Here is a 16,180-nt window from a genome sequence, read left to right as displayed (position 1 = left end):
CATTGCAGTACCCGATCATGCGTTCATGCCCCTGAGAGAGACCCTTGCCCGAGTCGATGCAGACCTGGCCGCCGGCAGGGTTCCCGTCGCGCGCCAGCGTCTGCGCGGTCTCGTCTCGTCCTTCCCGTACGACCTGACGCTCCGTCGGCGTCTGGCCGAGGTGTACCGGCTCTACGGCGACGCCGCCGAGGCTGGACGCTGGATGTACCTTGAAGAGGACCGCAATTCCGATGAGACCGCCGCCTTCACGGTGCGGTATGGGTCTCCCGCGTGGCGGATGAAGGCCCTCGCCTGGCACGGCCCGGAGTCCATGGCCGCCACCGCCTTCGCGGAGGGGCAGCTGGCTGCGCTGCGAACCGCCTGCGCCGAGCAGCTGGGGCACGCCGTCGACTGGGAGGACCTCGCCTCCTACCGGGACGGCCTGGAGGAGGAATACGAGGCGCCCTCCGAACCGCGGTCGGTAGGCGGTGCGCTGGCGGGCCTCGGCTGCCTGGTGGGGGCCCTCGCGTTCCTTGCGATCTGGGTGAATGGAGTGGTTGCTCTCTTCGACTGACGTGGGCCGCGTGGGTCGCGTGGGGCGCCGTGCAAAGCTCGGTAGACCGTTAAGAACTGCCGTGAACGGGTGCTGCCGCAGCTCTCGGAGTCCACGTTGACCGTCGTGGGTACGGCGATCGCGCGCAGGACGGCGAAGAGCAGACGCAGCGCGTGATCCACCGCCGGCGAGTGGTGGGCCGTGCGACGGCGAGCACGGCCTTGCCTGTGAGGGTGATGCCGACGATGACGTCGAAGTACGACTTGACGTGCACGCTGTACGAGGGGAGAAGACCGGAGTGACCGCGATCAGACCGTCCGACCAGGGGACCACCTCTACGGCCTCCTCCAGAGTGGTCGAAGGGAAACCGGTGACCGGGTTATTGCCGACGTCGACTGTTCGTGCAGCACCGCAGCTGGGGGGTGACGAGACCAAGGCGCAGGGCCCGACCGGGAGGCGGTGCCGACGCGGATGCAGGCAAGGACGGGGCGCCGTGCCGTTCGTTCCGATGAGGCAACGCGCGCCGGAGCAAGTTGGACGTGCGGTCCTGGGGACCCGGTGACCGTGCTCCGTGCCACTGCGGAGGATCTGTTGCTGGTGCGGGGCCGTCGGGCGCCTTCCGACCTGAATCGCCGAAGCGGGTTTCACGGGCAGCGGTGATGCTGATCTCAACGCTCTGACCCCGCTTCAACGACGGGAGGCGACGACGGGAGGCGACGGTCGAACCGCCGGCGTTCTCCTCGACCTGTGCGGTCTGTATCGGTTCTTGGTACATGCTTTACGCGAAGCATGCAACTACTCAGCACTCCTTCGTTGTCTGACAAGGAGTCGGGCCCGTCAGGGCTGAAGAGCGAGCGCGGGGCAGGTCATGGGACGGCGCAAGGGTGGCATAGGGATCGCACTGGTCACGGGTGTGGTACTTCTGGGCGCGAGTGCATGCGGCACGGGCGGCAGCGAGAAGGCGAGCGGGGGCGACGCAAAGGCCTCAGACAGACCGACCACGAGCGCGTCTCCGTCACCTACGAAATCGAAGCCGGCCGGCCCCCCGATGCTGCTCGAGACGATCACCCCGCAGACCGGAACCACGGTAGGCGTGGCCATGCCGATCTCCGTGGTCTTCACGAACCCGGTGGCGGCGAAGGCACGGGCCACGGTGGAGAAGCACCTGAAGGTGAGCGCCTCGCAGCCCGTGGACGGAGCCTGGCACTGGTTCGGTGACAAGCGAGCGGACTGGCGGCCGAAGACGTTCTGGCCCTCGGGCACGAAGGTGAAGATCGACGCTGATATGGAGGGTGTCAGCAACGGCAACGGACGTTACGGCGTGCACAGCTACACGCACACCTTCACGATCGGCGACGACGTGCGCGCAGATGTCTCGGTGGGCAACCACACGATGAAGGTGACCCGGAACGGCCAGGTGGTGCGCACCCTGTCGATCAACGCGGGTAGCGCTGAGTTTCCGACGTGGAACGGCACAATGGCCGTCATCGACAAGCAGGAGAAGGTCCACATGACCTCCTGCAGCGTCGGCATCAGTTGCGACAAGGGCAATCCCAACTACTACGACCTGACGCTGCCCTGGGACGTCCACCTGACCCAGTCCGGCACATATGTGCACTATTCGACCGGCGACCCCACTCCGGGCAGCGGTAGCGCCCGCGGCTCGCACGGTTGCGTCCACCTGTCCCTGTCGGACGCCAAGTGGTTCTACGGCCAGGTCAAGCAGGGCGACCCCGTCACCATCACCGGCTCGCCCCGCGCAAAGGCTCCGGCCGACAACGGGTACGCCGACTTCAACCTGGGATGGGACCAGTGGCTCGCGGGCAGCGCGTCCGGGACGGGGACGACCGCGACGCTGTGATGCGGTGCGGTGGGTGACGGCGCCCGTCAGCCGGCAGACGTCTGCCATGCAGGGGCGGCCGGACGCCGATCAGGAGCCGCCCGCGGCGGGTGCGGGCTCGGGGGAGGGGCCTTCTGGGCGCGGCATGGGCTGGAACTGGTCCTGAACGGCCACAGCGGTACCGCTGCCCGCAGGTGTGATGATCAGGTACCGCTGGTCCGGCATCGGCGCTGTGGATTCCGGCGGCGTGAGTACTTCGCGCAGGAGCCCGATGGCCTGACCGATCTGTGCTCCCGCGGCGTTGGCGGTGACCATGGTGAGCGCCTGCTTGCGGCCGTAGGGGGCAGTGCGCTTTTCGGTGAGCCAAAGGGTGTAGTTCTTGCCGGGTTTCAGTCCGGTGGCCGCGACCTGGAGGAGGTCCAGGGCGCCGAGTGCGTTCACCGAGACGGTGGCGTGAGCGTGCTCGCCGCTGTCCTTGGGCGGGGACAGGGTGAGGTGGCCTGCTTTGCCGGCGACCCCGAGCGGCTCGAGGTTGGCGGTCCCAGTGCCACTGGGAACGGCGCGAGGCACGTAGAGCAACTGCTGCGGTTGCTGGCCCACCGGGATGGTCGCGATCACCTTGTTCGTGAGGGTGTTGACGGCGACGACCGCATCCTGGTTCTCCAGCCCGACGTAGACGCGCGTGCCGTCACCGGAGCCCCAGATCCCGTGCGGTAGATCGCCGGTGGGGATGGTGGCCACCAGGTTGGGTGTGCCAGCGCGTCGGTAGACCTTGATGACGTTCTCCCCGCCCACTGTCACGTAGGCGAACTTTCCGGCGGTGTTGTCGACGAGGGCGACATGGTTGGTGATCGGTCCGCTGTCGATCGTGGAGAGGATCCGGAAGGGCGGCCGGGTGCTCATGATCTGGGTCTTGCCGCTGTCCTTGAGGGTGAACCACACCTCACTGCCGTCCCGGCTCACCGCCAGGTTCGGCGAGAAGGGGCTGGCTTGCGGCACTCGGGCCACGACACGGTAGGTCTTGGTGTCGACGACGTCGACCTCGGGGGTGAAACTCGAGGGAACGAAGCCATACTTGCCGTCCGGGCGGAACAGCACCATGCCCGGTCCGTTGGCGGTCGTGACGCGGCGTTTCTCCCGCATCCGTACGGGATCGATCACCGACACATAGTTCTCGCCCCGAACGGTGGCCCACAACTCTTTGCCGTCGGGCGTGAAGAACGCCTCGTGCGGCGACCGGCCGATGTACACGACGCCCTTGACCTTGTTGGTGGCGGTGTCGATGAGGGTGACCGAGTTGGAGCCGATGGAGACGGTGGCCAGCGTCCGGTGATCGGGGGAGAAGCCGCCGCCGTGGACCAGCAGTTGGTTCTTGTACAGCGGGCTGAGTGAGCCGGGTACTGGATCGCCGAGGCGGATGACTCCGAGGAGGCGGTTCGTGGCGGGGTTGATCACGGATACGGTGTTGGACGTCTGGTCGGAGGTGTAGACGCGGTCCTGGCTGGATATGGGGATGTCCGGATCTGCGGGGTCGGTCGACGACCGTCGCTGCGCCCCCGACGGTGTGCCTGGTAGAGATGCCTTCTGGGGAGATGCGGACTTCGCCGACAGCCGGCCCTCCATCACGGCGATTTCTTGCTGCTGGGTGACGATGATTTCCTGTGCCAGCCGTCGTAGGACAGGATCCTTGCCGTGTTCCAGGACCGCTTTGGCCATGGCGATGGCTCCCTGGTGATGGGGCACCATCATCGCCGCGAAGTCGTGGTCGGGATCGCCGGTCATGGAAGAGCCGGCCATGGCCTTTGTCATGGCCTGCATGCTCTGATTCATCTCTTGGGAGAAAGACGTCGTGTCCGCGTGACCCATATGCGGATGGGTCGAGCCGGTGTCGGATTGGCAGGCGATCAGGCCCAGCACCATGGCTCCGGCGATACCGGTGAGGCGGAGTCGACGGTGTGTTCTGGGTGCCATGTAGCCTCCCTGGCTCCGCCGCCGATCGGATGAGGGCCTGGGTCCCCACGGCATGCGCCTGGACGCCAGTCTTTTGACCAGGCAGAGCGTTGTCACTTTTTGACGTGCAGAGGGGTGACGGCGTTCATGCCGTCGAGAGGCGCGTCGGGGTGGCGGGGGAGAGGATCCGCTCACAGCGCAGGGTCGTGAGCGGCCTCGGACGGTGGGAGGCGCACGAAGCGCGTCTGGCGGCCGCTTCGGCCGCCGCTGTTTCACGGCCTGGGCCTGGCGCGCGGCGACTCGGTCCCTGACTCTGCTCCCGGATCGGACCCCAGCCGGTCGCGTGACCACGGGGGGCTGATCGAAGCAATTGTCTTCAAGGTTCAGGTGCAAATGCCGTTCCCTTTGCCGTGGGCGTAATCACCTTTGGAGTGGGTCCCGGGGGTGGTTCGACTGGCTGCGAGTGCGTCAGACTCACCGGGTCTCGGCTTGTTGACCTGGGTGTATCCGCCGGGCTTGATGGATCGGGTGGTTGCCGCGCGCGGGCGTTCTGGGCAGCGCTGGCGGCTGCTTCCCGTGCGGCTGATGATGTACTTCGTATGGGGGCCGGCCCTGTTCTCGCCTGCTCCGTATCGGGAAGTGATGCGGCACCTCGTCGAGGGGCCGCGGAGTGTGGGGCTGCGGGGCAACTGGCGTGCTCCGGCAAAGCCCTCGCTGCTCAGGGCTCTGGAGCGGCTGGGCTCTGAATCGCTGCGTTGGTCCTCCGCGACTGCCGGCAGCACGGCGACGGCCCTCGCCACGCAGTCCAGGCCGTCGCACACCTCCCCGGCCACGTGATCAGAACAGCCATGGTTGTCATCCGACCTGCAAAAACACGACCTTCTGCACCACCATTCAGCCCGTGCCGGATGTGGACGCTCGCACATCGTGCGCTCGTGCTTCTTGCGTGTGAACGGACAGAGCGTCCCCCGACGTCGACCCCGTTCGGGTGAGGGAGACGATGAGTCCAACGGCTGTGATGGCGACTGTTACGGCGGCGTAGACGATTGCTGCGGGCACCAAACCGATGGCGTCACTGAGGAATCCGGCCGCAATCGTGGGGATGCCGTACGCGAGATAGGCGACGACATAGACGGCGGAGAACAGCTTCGCGCGTTCCTGTGAGCGCGTCAGCGGAACAAGGACCCCGAGGGTACTGGAAAAGACGGCGCCGAAGCCGAGGCCGGTGACGATCGCGCCGCAGATGATGAGCGATGCGAGGCCCGCCGCGAACGAGCACGCCTCCAGCGGCACACCGGCGAGAACGGCCACATATCCGGCCGGCATGAACCACCGCGGCGGCATCAGCGGGCCAAGTACGAGCACGGAGACGGCCGCAGCCAGGGGCTGAGCGGCGACGACCAGGCCGAGGGCGGCTCCGCTGGTGATGTGCAGGGCTTGATGGACGATCGACGCCCCGAGGCCGAGGACCAGCCCGGCCGACATCCAGATCCCGATCATCCCCGGGGCGGTGCGAGCGAACTCGGTCCGCGCTGCGGATGGAACGCCGATGCGTGGCACGAGGGTGTCGCCGATCCCTTGACGCCCGCCGACCGTTTCAGGCGAGGCCGCTGTGACGACGATGGCGATCCCGAAGATCGCGAGTGCGGCTCCGAACACGACCGCGGCGGGTGCTGCCGCGAACTGGATGGCGACGCCGGTGAGGACGACACCGATGCCGAGACCGGCGACGGATGCGATGCTCACAATCAGTGCTGCGATCTTCTTCCGCGCAGCCGGTGCGACCTCGGCGATGTAGGCGCTGAACGCGCTCGTGGCCGCACCCGTCGCGAAGCCCTGCAGCGCCCTCGCGACGATGATGACGCCGATGTTCGGGGCGATCAGGAACACCACCATCGCGACCGCCTGGAGTGCGAGGGCCGCGACGAGTACCGGACGGCGACCGATTCGATCCGACAGGGAACCGATGCCGAGGAGCGCGAGCAGGAGCGCGAGGGCGTACATCGCGAATGCGACCGTCAACTCGCTGTCGGAAAAATGCCAGTGCTGCTGGTAGACGACCAGCAGGGCGCTCGGTGCTCCCGCTGCGGCCATCACTGTCATGAACGCGATAGCCGAGGAAGCGAAGGCAACGACTGGCGGCACCGTTGGACGCGGCATGGAACTCCTACCCACTCGACGTAGGACCGCCCGACTGGCCGGCCCACTCAGTGTCGAGTGATCGGACGACACCCTCCAGTGGCAAGAATGCCAATATGTGCGAGGATCCTGCCGCAGCAGATTGATCGCCACGGGCTGAGGAGATGGACGACGATGAGTTCGCACCAGGTGATGGTGCTCGTGCTGGATGGGGCGCTCCCGCTCGACGTCGGCATCCCGACCCAGGTGTTCCATCCGCGTAACGGGCTCCCGTACGAGCTGACAGTGTGCGGAGTCGCTGCGGGAACGGTGCCATCCAGTGAAGGCTTCGGGTTCACGGTGCCGCAGGGGCTCGACGTGCTGACCGAGGCGGACACCATCATCATCCCCGGCTATGCGCCGGCCGGCCGACCGATCCCGGCCGCAGTGCACGCAGCGCTTCGCAGGGCGCATTCAAGAGGAGCCCGCATCGCATCGATCTGCTACGGCGCGTTCGCCCTGGCCGACGCAGGTCTACTGGAAGGGCGGCGTGCGACAACGCATTGGGACGCGGCGGAGATGCTGGCGCTACGCCATCCGGACATCGTGGTGGAGCCCAATGTTCTGTTCGTCGACGAGGGTTCGGTCCTCACATCAGCCGGGGTCGCGGCGGGCATCGACCTGTGCCTTCACATCGTCCGGCGCGACCTCGGCGTGAGCGTGGCGAACGACGTCGCCCGCCGTCTGGTGACGGCGCCCTATCGCAGCGGCGGCCAGGCTCAGTACCTTCCCCGAAGCAGCCCGGTACCGCATGGAGATACGCTCGCGGCGACCCGAGAATGGGCGCTGACTCGGCTCCACGAACCGCTCACAGTCACCGATCTCGCGACGCACGCGCGGATGTCACTGCGCACCTTCATGCGCCGCTTCGCCGAGGAGACCGGCGACACGCCGCTGCAGTGGGTCCTCCGCGCGCGAGTTGACGCTGCCCGAGCCCTCCTGGAATCCACAAAACTCTCGGTCGACCAGATCGCCGAGCGCGTCGGATTGGGAACCGGATCCAACCTCCGCCTGCATTTTCGGAGGATCCTCGATGTGTCGCCGTCCGAGTACCGGGCCGCCTTCTCCGGCCGGACGATTCTGACCCCGTGAGCGGGAGCTCCCGGCGCTCTGCGGGTGCCGTCGTACAAGCCCGCACACAGCCAGGGGCGTCGGCCCACACCACAGGGGCTCGATGGAAAGCAGCGGGCAGATCGCCGGGAACCGTTGCCGCTTCGTGAGCAGTGAGTAATGCCACTCGCGTCGGTGTCCTGCCTTCAACGGCCGAGCCGGCTGCGGCCGCCGCCGATGCCGTGGATCGCGTCGGCTCCAGCGCGGCAGTGCCTCCCGTCGCCAAGCGGTGGTCCCGCATCCATCTGCCGTCCCTCCGCTGCCCGTTGCCTTGCGCAGTCCCTCATGACGGGAGGTCGTGACCACGCGTGCGGGTGGCGGCTCAGCTTGCAGCTAGACTGCAAGTCGCTTCTATGAAGAGGCATGCACGAAGGGTCGAATCAGATGCACGAACTCGCAGGGCGGCCGGCACTCATAGGCCGTCGCCCTCTTCTCCGCCGGATCTGGGCCTACGTGGAGCTCATGAAGCCGCGCGTCTTGGAACTGCTGCTCCTGACGACAGCTCCCGTGATGGTGCTTGCGCAGCGAGGGGTTCCCGATCTGTGGCTGATTGCCGCGACCGTGACTGGCGGGATACTCAGCGGAGGCTCGGCCGCGGCGTTCAACATGTATCTCGACCGGGATGTGGACGCGCGGATGAGGCGGACAGCGAAGCGCCCTCTCGTGACCGGTGAGGTGTCGCCTCGCGCAGGGCTTGCCTTCGCGTGGGCTCTCGCCGCCGCATCGACTGCGTGGTTCCTCATCACGGTCAATCCGCTGTCGGCTGCGTTGTCCGCGTTCGCGATCTTCTTCTATGTGGTGGTGTACACGGTGCTGCTCAAGCGCCGGACTGAGCAGAACATCGTCTGGGGAGGAATCGCGGGTTGCTTTCCCGTGCTCATCGGGTGGAGTGCGGTGACCGACGCGCTCTCCTGGCCGGCGGTGGTGCTCTTCGTGTTGGTCTTTCTCTGGACACCCGCCCACTACTGGCCGCTTTCAGTGAACTACCGCGACGACTACCGCGCCGCGAACATACCGATGCTCGGAGCCACGCGGGGCACACGCCACGTCGCCGCCCGGGTGGCCATCTATGCGTTCGCGACGGTGCTGTGCTCGATGGTGCTCATTCCGGTCGGCGGGATGGGACTGCTGTATTCAGTGGTCATCGTCGCGTCGGGCAGCTGGTTCCTCTACGACGCCTGCCGCTTCTATTGGCAAACCCGGACATCCGACGCGGCGGGTGATCGGCCGATGCACGTATTCCGCAGCTCGATCACCTATCTCGCCCTCGTCTTCGTCGCGGTGGCCGTAGACCCCTTGCTTCATCTGACGCTCTGAGCCGAGGAATCCAATGGCGAGGGGCTGCCGGCCTCGGCCGACGGGCTCCGGCTCGTGGATGCCGAAGCGGACTACCAGCGCCGGGCCCCTCGCCGAAGTGCTACCACTTCACACGTGGCATCACCTGGTTCAACGCCCGGAACGACGAGGTCGCCGGCATCGGGTAGATGGTCGTGCCGGGCACCCCGCGCGACTCCCTGCAGATCCTGGACTCGTTGCTGGACCTGGACGTCGGGGTGAAGCCGGAGATGGTCGCCACCGACAACGCCTCGTGCACCGGCATGGTGTTCGGGCTGTTCACGACGCTGGGCTGCAATTTCTCGTCGCGCTTCAAGGACCTGAACGACCAGCGGTTCTGGCGGGCGCAAGTGCCGGGTGTGGAGACCGGTGGCTATGGACCGCTGGAGGGCTGGCCCGCAACGAGGTGAACCTGAACAAGGCCACCACTCACCGGCCGGACATGCTGCGGACGCCCGGCTCGCTGGTGACAGGGCGGATTCGCGCGCACAACCTGCTGCGGGGGTTCGACCGTGTGAGGCGGCGGCCCCGCTGGGTCAGGCTTTCACCGAGTACGGGCGGATCGCCAAAACCCTGAACTTACGGCCGGATCATGCAGGCATCGGGCGATACGGCTCACATGCGCAGATCCTCAGCCGTTCGTTATCGGTCCGGCACCGACCTGGCCGACGGAGAAGTGGGACGCGAACTGCTGCGCCGCATCAGCAGCGGCAACAGCCTCGAGTTCGGGCGGCTGCGCATGCCCCCGGAAACACATCTGGACGGTGTGCCGCACGCCACCGGCACCGTTGAGCACCTGCTCGTCTCCTCCGGCCACCTCATCTCCGGCGCTGCCAACTCCCCACCGACCTGCACCCCGGCGACCGGCTCGCCTTCGCCGGAGACGCGTCGCACATCTACCGCAACGGCCCCGAGGCGAGCGAGCTGAAGGAGATTCCAGGGTTGAGTCGTCCTTGCTCACGTAACTCGAAAGGGTCCAATAGCCGCAAGCGTGCGAGCCGCCACCGCCGTGCCGTCTCCTGGTCAGGCGCCCCCGGAGTTTTCCAGGGTCTGCGGGGGCGGATTGGTGTTGGACGTTTTGGCCATGGGGTCGGGGGCTTGGTGTGCCCAGGGTGCGGCGGAGCCGCCCAGCGCGCCGAGTGTCGTTCGGATGAGGAGGTCGACCTTTGTCTCCGTCTCGTCCGCCGTGGTCGATGAGGTGAGGGCCGGAGAGTCTGCGGGCAGGTCGTGGACCTCGTGGAGAAGGGCCAGATAGACCCGCCGACACCAGGCGGCGTCCGCGGCGGTGATGGTCCCTGCGTCTCGCAGGCGAGCGAAGAGCAGGTCAAGGCCGTCCAGGACGGCCGGTGTAAGTGCTGCGGTGAGCTGGATGGCGAAGCGATGGCTGAGTTTCAGCGCGAAGACGGTTTGCGTCAGACGGTACAGCGCGATGAGGGGCGGCGCGGTCTTCACACGCGCTTCTTCCAGTCCGAGTAGGTAGCGCTGAGTGAGCTGCTCCGCCAGGGCGTCCAGCAGTGCGGTGCGAGAAGGGAAACGGCGGTGAACGGTGGCTCGGCCGAGCCCGGCGGCGTCGGCGATCCGCTCCAGGGATGCGTTGGGTTCCACTGCGAGCACCTCCTCCGCTGCGTCCAGAATGCGGGCCATGTTGCGTTCAGCGTCAGCGCGTATCCGTCGGGAAGGGCCCATGCCGCCGTCTCCTCTCTTGTCTTCGGGGTCACCCTACCCTTGACTTCGGTAAGTGAGACATCGATGCCTCGGTTATTGACGAAATGAGGCATCGATGTTTCACTTACCCTGCTTGAGTCGTCTCACCAGGGAGTACGTGATGGATCTACAGCTCGTTGGAAAGCGCGTACTGGTCACAGGGGCCAGCAAGGGCATAGGCCTTGCGATCGTTCGCGCGTTTCAGGAGGAGGGCGCAGAGGTGACCGCGACGGCGCGGAGCGTCACCCCCGAACTCAAAGCCACCGGAGCCACTTTCGTTTCTGCCGACCTCTCCACGATCGACGGTCCGCAGCGCCTGGTCGAGGCCGTTCTGGCCGACGTTCCCAGGCTCGACGTGCTGGTCAACAATGTCGGCGGCGGCATCATGCCGGACGAGGCGTTCGGGGATCCGCTCGAGGGCGGAGACGATGTCTGGGCAGCAGGGTTCGATCTCAACCTCCACACGGCGGTTCGGACCATTCGAGCAGCCCTGCCCTCGCTCATCGAAGCCAGGGGCGCTGTGGTCAACATCAGCTCCGACAGCGCCCGTCGGCCGGGCCGGGAGCCCATGCCCTACAGCGTTGCCAAGGCGGCCCTGAACGCCTTCACCCGGCAGCTCGCCGAGCGTGTGGCGTCCGCCGGTGTACGTATCAACGCCGTGTCGCCGTCAGCGACGCGCACGAATCTGGTGACGGGCAAGGACGGATACATCGCACAGGTCGCCGGCAAGATGGGCGTCGATCACGACACGCTGGTGGCGAGCCTGCCGAAGCAGAACGGGATGCTCACGGAGACTCTGATCGACCCCGCCGAGATCGCTCGGACGGTGTTGCTGCTGGCGTCTCCGACCATGCCGAGCGCGATCGGCGTGAACTGGCTTGTCGATGCGGGAGCCACCAAGGTCGTCTGAACGTGCTCCTCAACCGCCTCGGCCGGCAGTTGGAGCGTTCAAGGGCCACCGAAGCCAGTTCGACGACCAGACAGCATGAGCCCCGGAAGTATCCGGCACCATCCCGTACTGCCGAGCATGCAGCACTCGGCCAACAGACTGCGACCGGACGTCATGGCAGTGCGATCTCGGTCGCTACAGCTCGACGCACAGGTACGTGTCTCACAGCGTCGGCCCTGATGGCCTGATGGATGAGCAGGGCGACTGCGGGATGTAGGGCGATGTCGTCAGGATGCACGTGCACACCGAGGCTCCCGGATCGGAAACGAGCCGGGAGCCTCGGTGTGCACGTGGACGCCCGATAGTGAGCTTGCGACGCCGCGTATCAGTCCCTTCAGGTCGCGTTCGCCGGCCGGTGCAGGCGCCGGATCGGCGGAATTGCGTCCAGAAGCGGCAGAAGCTGGGTGACATCGTGGCGGTTGCCGCTGGTGACGGTGAGCGGTATCCGTGCCGGTCGACGATCAGGTGGTGCTTGCTGCCCGGCCTGCCCCGATCGACCGGCGAAGGGCCGACGTGAGCCCCCCTTTCAACGCCCTGACGTGGGAGCCGTCAATCGCGGCGTCGTCCATGTCCAGCAGGCCGGCCTCTTGCAGCTCAGCCAGCAGTACCTCCTGCAAGCGTGGCCAGGCGCCAGCCTCAGTCCAGTGCCGGAGCCGACGCCAGGCGGTCACCCCTGAACAGCCGACGACCTGGACGGGCGCATCGCCCAGGCCACTCCTTTGCACAGCACGTAGACGATGCCGGCCAGTGTGATGCGGTCCGATACCGGCAGTCGTCCAGGGTGACGATGGCGTCAGACAGGCCGGACTGCCAGAAGCCGAGCTATGCGCTCCCAGAGAGCATCGGGAACAAGATCGGCAGACACGTCAGAGATACTGTCCGACGCTTTGTCAGCTATCGACCGAGGTATCGGTGTCGGTCCGACCGGCGGCAGCGACCGGTCGGGTTCAGCGCCAGCCACCGTGGCGAGGCTCCACGTGCTCGCCGAACAGCGGGTCGAAGGCCTGCCCGTCCTCATCGGCCACGACGTAGTCCGGAACGGTCTTCAAGGCGGCTGCATGCAACCGGATGACGAGGTCAGAGACAGGCACGACACGCAGCGACAGGGCGGCGGCCACCTGGGCGGCTTCGTTGCCGATGTCTGGGTTGTACTTGTCACGGGACCGTTCAAGGTGTTGAGCGGAGATCTGCATGACCTCCACATCGCCACCGCCTGAGAATGAGAGGCAGTCGTGCCACTCCAGCCCGATGATGATCTCCAGCGCGTCCGCCAGGTCATCCGCGAGCAGGCCGCCTTCCCCTTCGGAACTAGCGAACACTACCGGCCGACGCCCGTTCTGCTCGGCACACAGGAAGTACGCTCCACCGGCGGACTCCCCGGCGATCACCTCCAGCGACGCACCCGAGGCAAGTCTCAAGCCCTCGCCATAGTGCTTCCGATGGATGTCAAAGCCGAACGATGACCGCAGCAGCAGATCGATCTCTGGGGTGCTCCGGATCAGGTCAAGCAGATGATCACTTGGGGTCATGGCATGGACGATAGCGAGTGCCGCTGACACGTCAGTGCCAGGGCGAACAGCGCGCCCGTGTCCGCGGTGGCACGACCCCATGGCGGACTTCACATCCCCTGCGGATGCCAGACCAAGTCTGAACCCGAGCCATCACGAGTCATTTTGGAATCACCACTGAGAAGCCCAAGCGCAGTTCTCACGGAGGAGCCCTCCCTTGAGGTCATGGGCGGGCAGCGAGTGTTGGGCTGCTTCGATGACGCTGTCGGGCAACGCGGCGAAATTGAGAGCGACGCAGTCGACGTACTCGCCAAGCTCGTCGGCCGGCGGCGCCCGGCTGATCCAAGAGTGGCTGCTTCTCCGGTGAGCAGCTACCAGTGCGCATCAAGCAGAGGCCCGCGTGCTTTCGGACGGCGATGGGTTGAACCACTTCACGGGGCCACCGTCCCGGCACGGCAGGCGTCTGGTTCGGGTCCCGTGGCTCGTCGTCCGAGTAGTCGACGTGCGCAACACCGAGGCCGAGGCGGATGCTGGAGGAGAGCCGACACGCGCAGACAGTATACAGTCTACCTGCAGGTTCTGGCATGGTGGAGCCAGGGAGGCCCACAAGGAGGCGTGAATGGCAGAAGCGAGAGACAGCGGCTCGGCGCGGTATCCGATGAGTCCAACGATGATCATGATCGTGCAGGCGCGATCTTTGGAAGCGCGAGTCGAGGACGGGCTGAAGGCCATGGGCCTGTCCCTCCGCCGACTGGGTCTCCTTGGGCATCTGCGGGCGGATCCAGGAATTTCGTTCAGCGCGCTGGCGCGGCGTGCAGGAATCAAAGTGCAGAGCCTGCACCCGATCATCGAAGCGCTGATCGTCGAAGGCTATGTCGACACGGTCGGTGGCGTGGGCCAAGGCCGCGCGGCGGTGATTGAGTTGACGGACCAAGGCGTGGAAGCGATAGACCGCGCGAACCACCTCCTCGCCGAGTACGACCGCGACGTGTTTGCCGACGATGAGTGGAAGGATCTCGGCGGTGCCCTCGCTCGGCTCGGAGAGGCGCTGTGGCGTCAACGCGTTGCGTCGTCTCGATCAGGGAAGAAGTAGGCATCGCCTGCACCAGCCGACATCGTTGAGAGATCGCGGGCCTGTGAGTCGGGGCGTGATTGAATCGCTTTCATCCCATCTCTGATCAGAGGGTAGAGCGCCGGCGTGGCGCGTCCACACTGAAAGAGGCAACGCTTGCGGGGCTGCGACTGGTGGACCATTCGCCCCCAGGGACTGGCTGATTGCCTTGGCCGGGGGTGGAAGGCCTGCGTGCTATTCGAGCTTTCCGCGATGTTGTGCAACTTCCGGCAGGTGGCGTCTGGCTTCAAGCCACGGGGCGGTACGCCAACTACGGCCAATCTGCCGATACGGCGGTCTTCAGGCCTCTCGTATCCGTGCTTCCTGAGGGGCCTGTCTGGATGTCTATCTGCGCTGCAACAGTCGCCTGCTCGGACGCACAACTATGGACGCTCGCGGACTGTCTTCGCACTTCATGGGAGTTCTGGCCCCAGGTCACACAGTCGCTCACATCGCTTCGGGGCGAAGCGGTCTCCCGTCAGAGTGCCCCGCATGACAAGTGCCGGTCCGACGTGTCCCGAGTGCGGCCAGCCCATGAAGTCCGGCGGCTTCGTTCTCTCCGAGCGGGAGGACGACGGTCGGCGAATATGCCGGTCGTTGTGGAAGTGCGCCAGTTGGCATGTTTGGTGGGGCTGGGCCGACCGGCCGGACGAGCCACTGGAGGTGTGTCCGGCGCCGGGGCTGTTCCGCTGACAGCAACGATCACGGATCTCGAGGTCATCTCGCTTGCTTGATCGCAAAGTTGGCCAGGCCGTGCCAGGCCATTGTCGAGGGACGCCGTCATCAAGCACGCGCAGTTGCACGATGCTGCGCACCATCGGTTGCGGTGTACGCGATGGACTGTGGTGCGGCCGTGAAGGGTGGTCGCCCATGGTCTGTGCCTCCAACCCGGTGTAATGGGCGGCCGGCTGCTTCGCGGTCGGCCACGACACGGGGGCGCCGAGGGGACCTGTGCGGGCCTTCGGGCCTCGCCCCCTGCGAGGCGACGCAGCTCCGGTGTCGGCGACTGCCATCCTGGCACCGGAGCTCTGCGGGTGGCCGCTACTGACACCAAGTCAGATGCTGAAACCGCCGTCGACGGTGAGCAGCGCGCCTGTGATGTACGAGGCCTTGTCGCTCGCGAGGAAGGCGACCGCCTTGGCGATGTCCTCTGTGGCGCCGAAGCGGCCGAGAGGCGTCCCGGCGATCTGCGCGGCCGCGAACGGACCGTCCGCCGGGTTCATGTCGGTGTCGACTGCGCCGGGTCGGACGACGTTGACGGTGATGCCGCGCGGGCCGAGGTCACGCGCCCAGCCGCGGGCGAGCTGGTCGACGGCAGCCTTGCTCGCCGCGTACTCGGCGACGCCAGGGGCGGCGATGCGCTCGGCGACGATGCTTCCCACCAGGACGACGCGCCCACCGTCGGGCAGGAACCGCGTCGCGGAGTGGGTGGTGACGATGGTCCCCAGTACATTGGTGGCCATCATCTTCTGCACACGGTCGAGGAGTTCCAGCTCCAACTGGTCTACCGTCCCCGTGACGGCGATGCCGGCGGAGTTCACCAGTACGTCGATCTGACCGCCGAGGAACTCCGCGGCCTGCTCGACAGCGGTCGACGCCTCGTGGGGATCCGTCTGGTCGGCCTGCACAGCGAGGGACTTCACGCCGAGAGCGGCCAGTTCGGAGACGACCTTGTCAGCCCGCTCACTCGCCTTCTGATACGTGATGACGACGTTCGCGCCCTCGCGGGCCAGTTCACGGGCGATTCCGGCACCGATGCCCCGCGATCCTCCGGTCACGAGAGCGGTCTTTCCTTCAAGAGTCCTGGACATGGTGATCTCCTGTGCGTTCAGCTGTTCTGCGCTTCTCAGCCGAACCTAAAGATTGACATTAGTGTGAAGGTCAAGCGCGACAGCCGAGACGACCGTGACGTCGAGGGGCGGCGCCCGATTCTGCCGCTTCGGCGGGGTGGGGTCGCCCACCA

Annotated in this window: 13 protein-coding genes and 2 pseudogenes; 9 read left to right on the top strand and 6 right to left on the bottom strand. The window is 66.4% G+C overall.

What is annotated here, in order from left to right; all coding sequences use genetic code 11:
* The first annotated feature begins 25 nt into the window (after positions 1 to 25).
* Together ACSHXN_RS00735 and ACSHXN_RS00730 are read left to right on the top strand one after the other, a co-directional pair.
* On the top strand, positions 26 to 553 hold the full coding sequence (locus ACSHXN_RS00735) for a DUF6584 family protein (RefSeq protein ID WP_438302400.1): 528 nt from the start codon (positions 26 to 28) through the stop codon (positions 551 to 553).
* A gap of 847 nt (positions 554 to 1,400) precedes the next feature.
* Positions 1,401 to 2,393, top strand: coding sequence for a L,D-transpeptidase (locus tag ACSHXN_RS00730; RefSeq protein WP_438302399.1), 993 nt, complete (start codon positions 1,401 to 1,403; stop codon positions 2,391 to 2,393).
* A 69-nt stretch (positions 2,394 to 2,462) separates the two neighbouring features.
* On the opposite strand, the gene ACSHXN_RS00725 is transcribed toward ACSHXN_RS00730, so the two are convergent.
* A complete protein-coding gene (locus ACSHXN_RS00725; RefSeq protein WP_438302398.1) occupies positions 2,463 to 4,343 on the bottom strand; it encodes a DUF305 domain-containing protein in 1,881 nt (626 codons plus the stop codon).
* Positions 4,344 to 4,766: 423 nt separating this feature from the next.
* Here ACSHXN_RS00725 and ACSHXN_RS00720 point away from each other — a divergent pair, with 423 nt between their 5' ends.
* Positions 4,767 to 5,159 (top strand): transposase domain-containing protein, encoded by a 393-nt coding sequence (locus tag ACSHXN_RS00720; RefSeq protein WP_438302397.1) that lies wholly within the window; start codon positions 4,767 to 4,769, stop codon positions 5,157 to 5,159.
* Positions 5,160 to 5,216: 57 nt separating this feature from the next.
* On the opposite strand, the gene ACSHXN_RS00715 is transcribed toward ACSHXN_RS00720, so the two are convergent.
* The gene (locus ACSHXN_RS00715; protein ID WP_438302396.1) at positions 5,217 to 6,614 is read right to left on the bottom strand and encodes an MFS transporter; all 1,398 of its coding nucleotides are present in this window, start codon (positions 6,612 to 6,614) and stop codon (positions 5,217 to 5,219) included.
* 21 nt (positions 6,615 to 6,635) lie between these two features.
* Here ACSHXN_RS00715 and ACSHXN_RS00710 point away from each other — a divergent pair, with 21 nt between their 5' ends.
* The 4 genes and pseudogenes from ACSHXN_RS00710 (at position 6,636) to ACSHXN_RS00695 (ending at position 9,873) form a co-directional block, all read left to right on the top strand.
* Positions 6,636 to 7,592, top strand: coding sequence for a GlxA family transcriptional regulator (locus ACSHXN_RS00710; RefSeq protein ID WP_438302395.1), 957 nt, complete (start codon positions 6,636 to 6,638; stop codon positions 7,590 to 7,592).
* 402 nt (positions 7,593 to 7,994) lie between these two features.
* Complete coding sequence (locus ACSHXN_RS00705) at positions 7,995 to 8,927, top strand: heme o synthase (RefSeq protein WP_356111641.1); 933 nt, start codon at positions 7,995 to 7,997, stop codon at positions 8,925 to 8,927.
* 15 nt (positions 8,928 to 8,942) lie between these two features.
* A pseudogene (locus ACSHXN_RS00700) lies at positions 8,943 to 9,527 on the top strand (Tn3 family transposase); the annotation flags it as partial.
* A gap of 37 nt (positions 9,528 to 9,564) precedes the next feature.
* On the top strand, positions 9,565 to 9,873 hold the full coding sequence (locus ACSHXN_RS00695; RefSeq protein ID WP_438306550.1) for a hypothetical protein: 309 nt from the start codon (positions 9,565 to 9,567) through the stop codon (positions 9,871 to 9,873).
* Positions 9,874 to 9,968: 95 nt separating this feature from the next.
* Here ACSHXN_RS00695 and ACSHXN_RS00690 read toward each other — a convergent pair whose 3' ends face one another.
* Positions 9,969 to 10,631 carry a TetR/AcrR family transcriptional regulator gene (locus ACSHXN_RS00690; RefSeq protein WP_438302394.1) on the bottom strand — a complete coding sequence of 221 codons (663 nt, stop codon included), beginning with the start codon at positions 10,629 to 10,631 and terminating at the stop codon, positions 9,969 to 9,971.
* A gap of 139 nt (positions 10,632 to 10,770) precedes the next feature.
* Between ACSHXN_RS00690 and ACSHXN_RS00685 the strand changes: the two genes are divergently transcribed.
* Positions 10,771 to 11,559 carry an SDR family NAD(P)-dependent oxidoreductase gene (locus ACSHXN_RS00685; RefSeq protein ID WP_356292791.1) on the top strand — a complete coding sequence of 263 codons (789 nt, stop codon included), beginning with the start codon at positions 10,771 to 10,773 and terminating at the stop codon, positions 11,557 to 11,559.
* A gap of 388 nt (positions 11,560 to 11,947) precedes the next feature.
* Here ACSHXN_RS00685 and ACSHXN_RS00680 read toward each other — a convergent pair.
* Together ACSHXN_RS00680 and ACSHXN_RS00675 are read right to left on the bottom strand one after the other, a co-directional pair.
* Positions 11,948 to 12,463 (bottom strand): annotated as a pseudogene (locus ACSHXN_RS00680) (IS5 family transposase); the annotation flags it as partial.
* An 82-nt stretch (positions 12,464 to 12,545) separates the two neighbouring features.
* Positions 12,546 to 13,127: a hypothetical protein gene (locus tag ACSHXN_RS00675; RefSeq protein ID WP_438302393.1), complete on the bottom strand. Its 582-nt coding sequence runs from the start codon at positions 13,125 to 13,127 to the stop codon at positions 12,546 to 12,548.
* Positions 13,128 to 13,725: 598 nt separating this feature from the next.
* On the opposite strand from ACSHXN_RS00675, the gene ACSHXN_RS00670 reads away from it, so the two are divergent.
* The gene (locus ACSHXN_RS00670; RefSeq protein ID WP_355132296.1) at positions 13,726 to 14,199 is read left to right on the top strand and encodes a MarR family winged helix-turn-helix transcriptional regulator; all 474 of its coding nucleotides are present in this window, start codon (positions 13,726 to 13,728) and stop codon (positions 14,197 to 14,199) included.
* 1,073 nt (positions 14,200 to 15,272) lie between these two features.
* On the opposite strand, the gene ACSHXN_RS00665 is transcribed toward ACSHXN_RS00670, so the two are convergent.
* On the bottom strand, positions 15,273 to 16,028 hold the full coding sequence (locus tag ACSHXN_RS00665; protein WP_356111631.1) for an SDR family NAD(P)-dependent oxidoreductase: 756 nt from the start codon (positions 16,026 to 16,028) through the stop codon (positions 15,273 to 15,275).
* Positions 16,029 to 16,180: the final 152 nt, after the last annotated feature.

Source organism: Streptomyces sp. HUAS TT11, from assembly GCF_051553595.1.
In the GTDB taxonomy this organism is placed as follows: Bacteria; Actinomycetota; Actinomycetes; order Streptomycetales; family Streptomycetaceae; genus Streptomyces.
Note: the sequence above shows the minus strand (reverse complement) of the source record. Positions and strands in the feature narration are given on the sequence as shown.

Excerpts from the sequence above, each read along its gene's own strand:
- ACSHXN_RS00735 (WP_438302400.1), top strand. The coding sequence starts at position 26 with ATGCCCCTGAGAGAGACCCTTGCCCGAGTCGATGCAGACCTGGCCGCC.
- ACSHXN_RS00730 (WP_438302399.1), top strand. The coding sequence starts at position 1,401 with ATGGGACGGCGCAAGGGTGGCATAGGGATCGCACTGGTCACGGGTGTG.
- ACSHXN_RS00725 (WP_438302398.1), bottom strand. The coding sequence starts at position 4,343 with ATGGCACCCAGAACACACCGTCGACTCCGCCTCACCGGTATCGCCGGA.
- ACSHXN_RS00710 (WP_438302395.1), top strand. The coding sequence starts at position 6,636 with ATGAGTTCGCACCAGGTGATGGTGCTCGTGCTGGATGGGGCGCTCCCG.
- ACSHXN_RS00705 (WP_356111641.1), top strand. The coding sequence starts at position 7,995 with ATGCACGAACTCGCAGGGCGGCCGGCACTCATAGGCCGTCGCCCTCTT.
- ACSHXN_RS00695 (WP_438306550.1), top strand. The coding sequence starts at position 9,565 with ATGCGCAGATCCTCAGCCGTTCGTTATCGGTCCGGCACCGACCTGGCC.
- ACSHXN_RS00690 (WP_438302394.1), bottom strand. The coding sequence starts at position 10,631 with ATGGGCCCTTCCCGACGGATACGCGCTGACGCTGAACGCAACATGGCC.
- ACSHXN_RS00685 (WP_356292791.1), top strand. The coding sequence starts at position 10,771 with ATGGATCTACAGCTCGTTGGAAAGCGCGTACTGGTCACAGGGGCCAGC.
- ACSHXN_RS00675 (WP_438302393.1), bottom strand. The coding sequence starts at position 13,127 with ATGACCCCAAGTGATCATCTGCTTGACCTGATCCGGAGCACCCCAGAG.
- ACSHXN_RS00670 (WP_355132296.1), top strand. The coding sequence starts at position 13,726 with ATGGCAGAAGCGAGAGACAGCGGCTCGGCGCGGTATCCGATGAGTCCA.
- ACSHXN_RS00665 (WP_356111631.1), bottom strand. The coding sequence starts at position 16,028 with ATGTCCAGGACTCTTGAAGGAAAGACCGCTCTCGTGACCGGAGGATCG.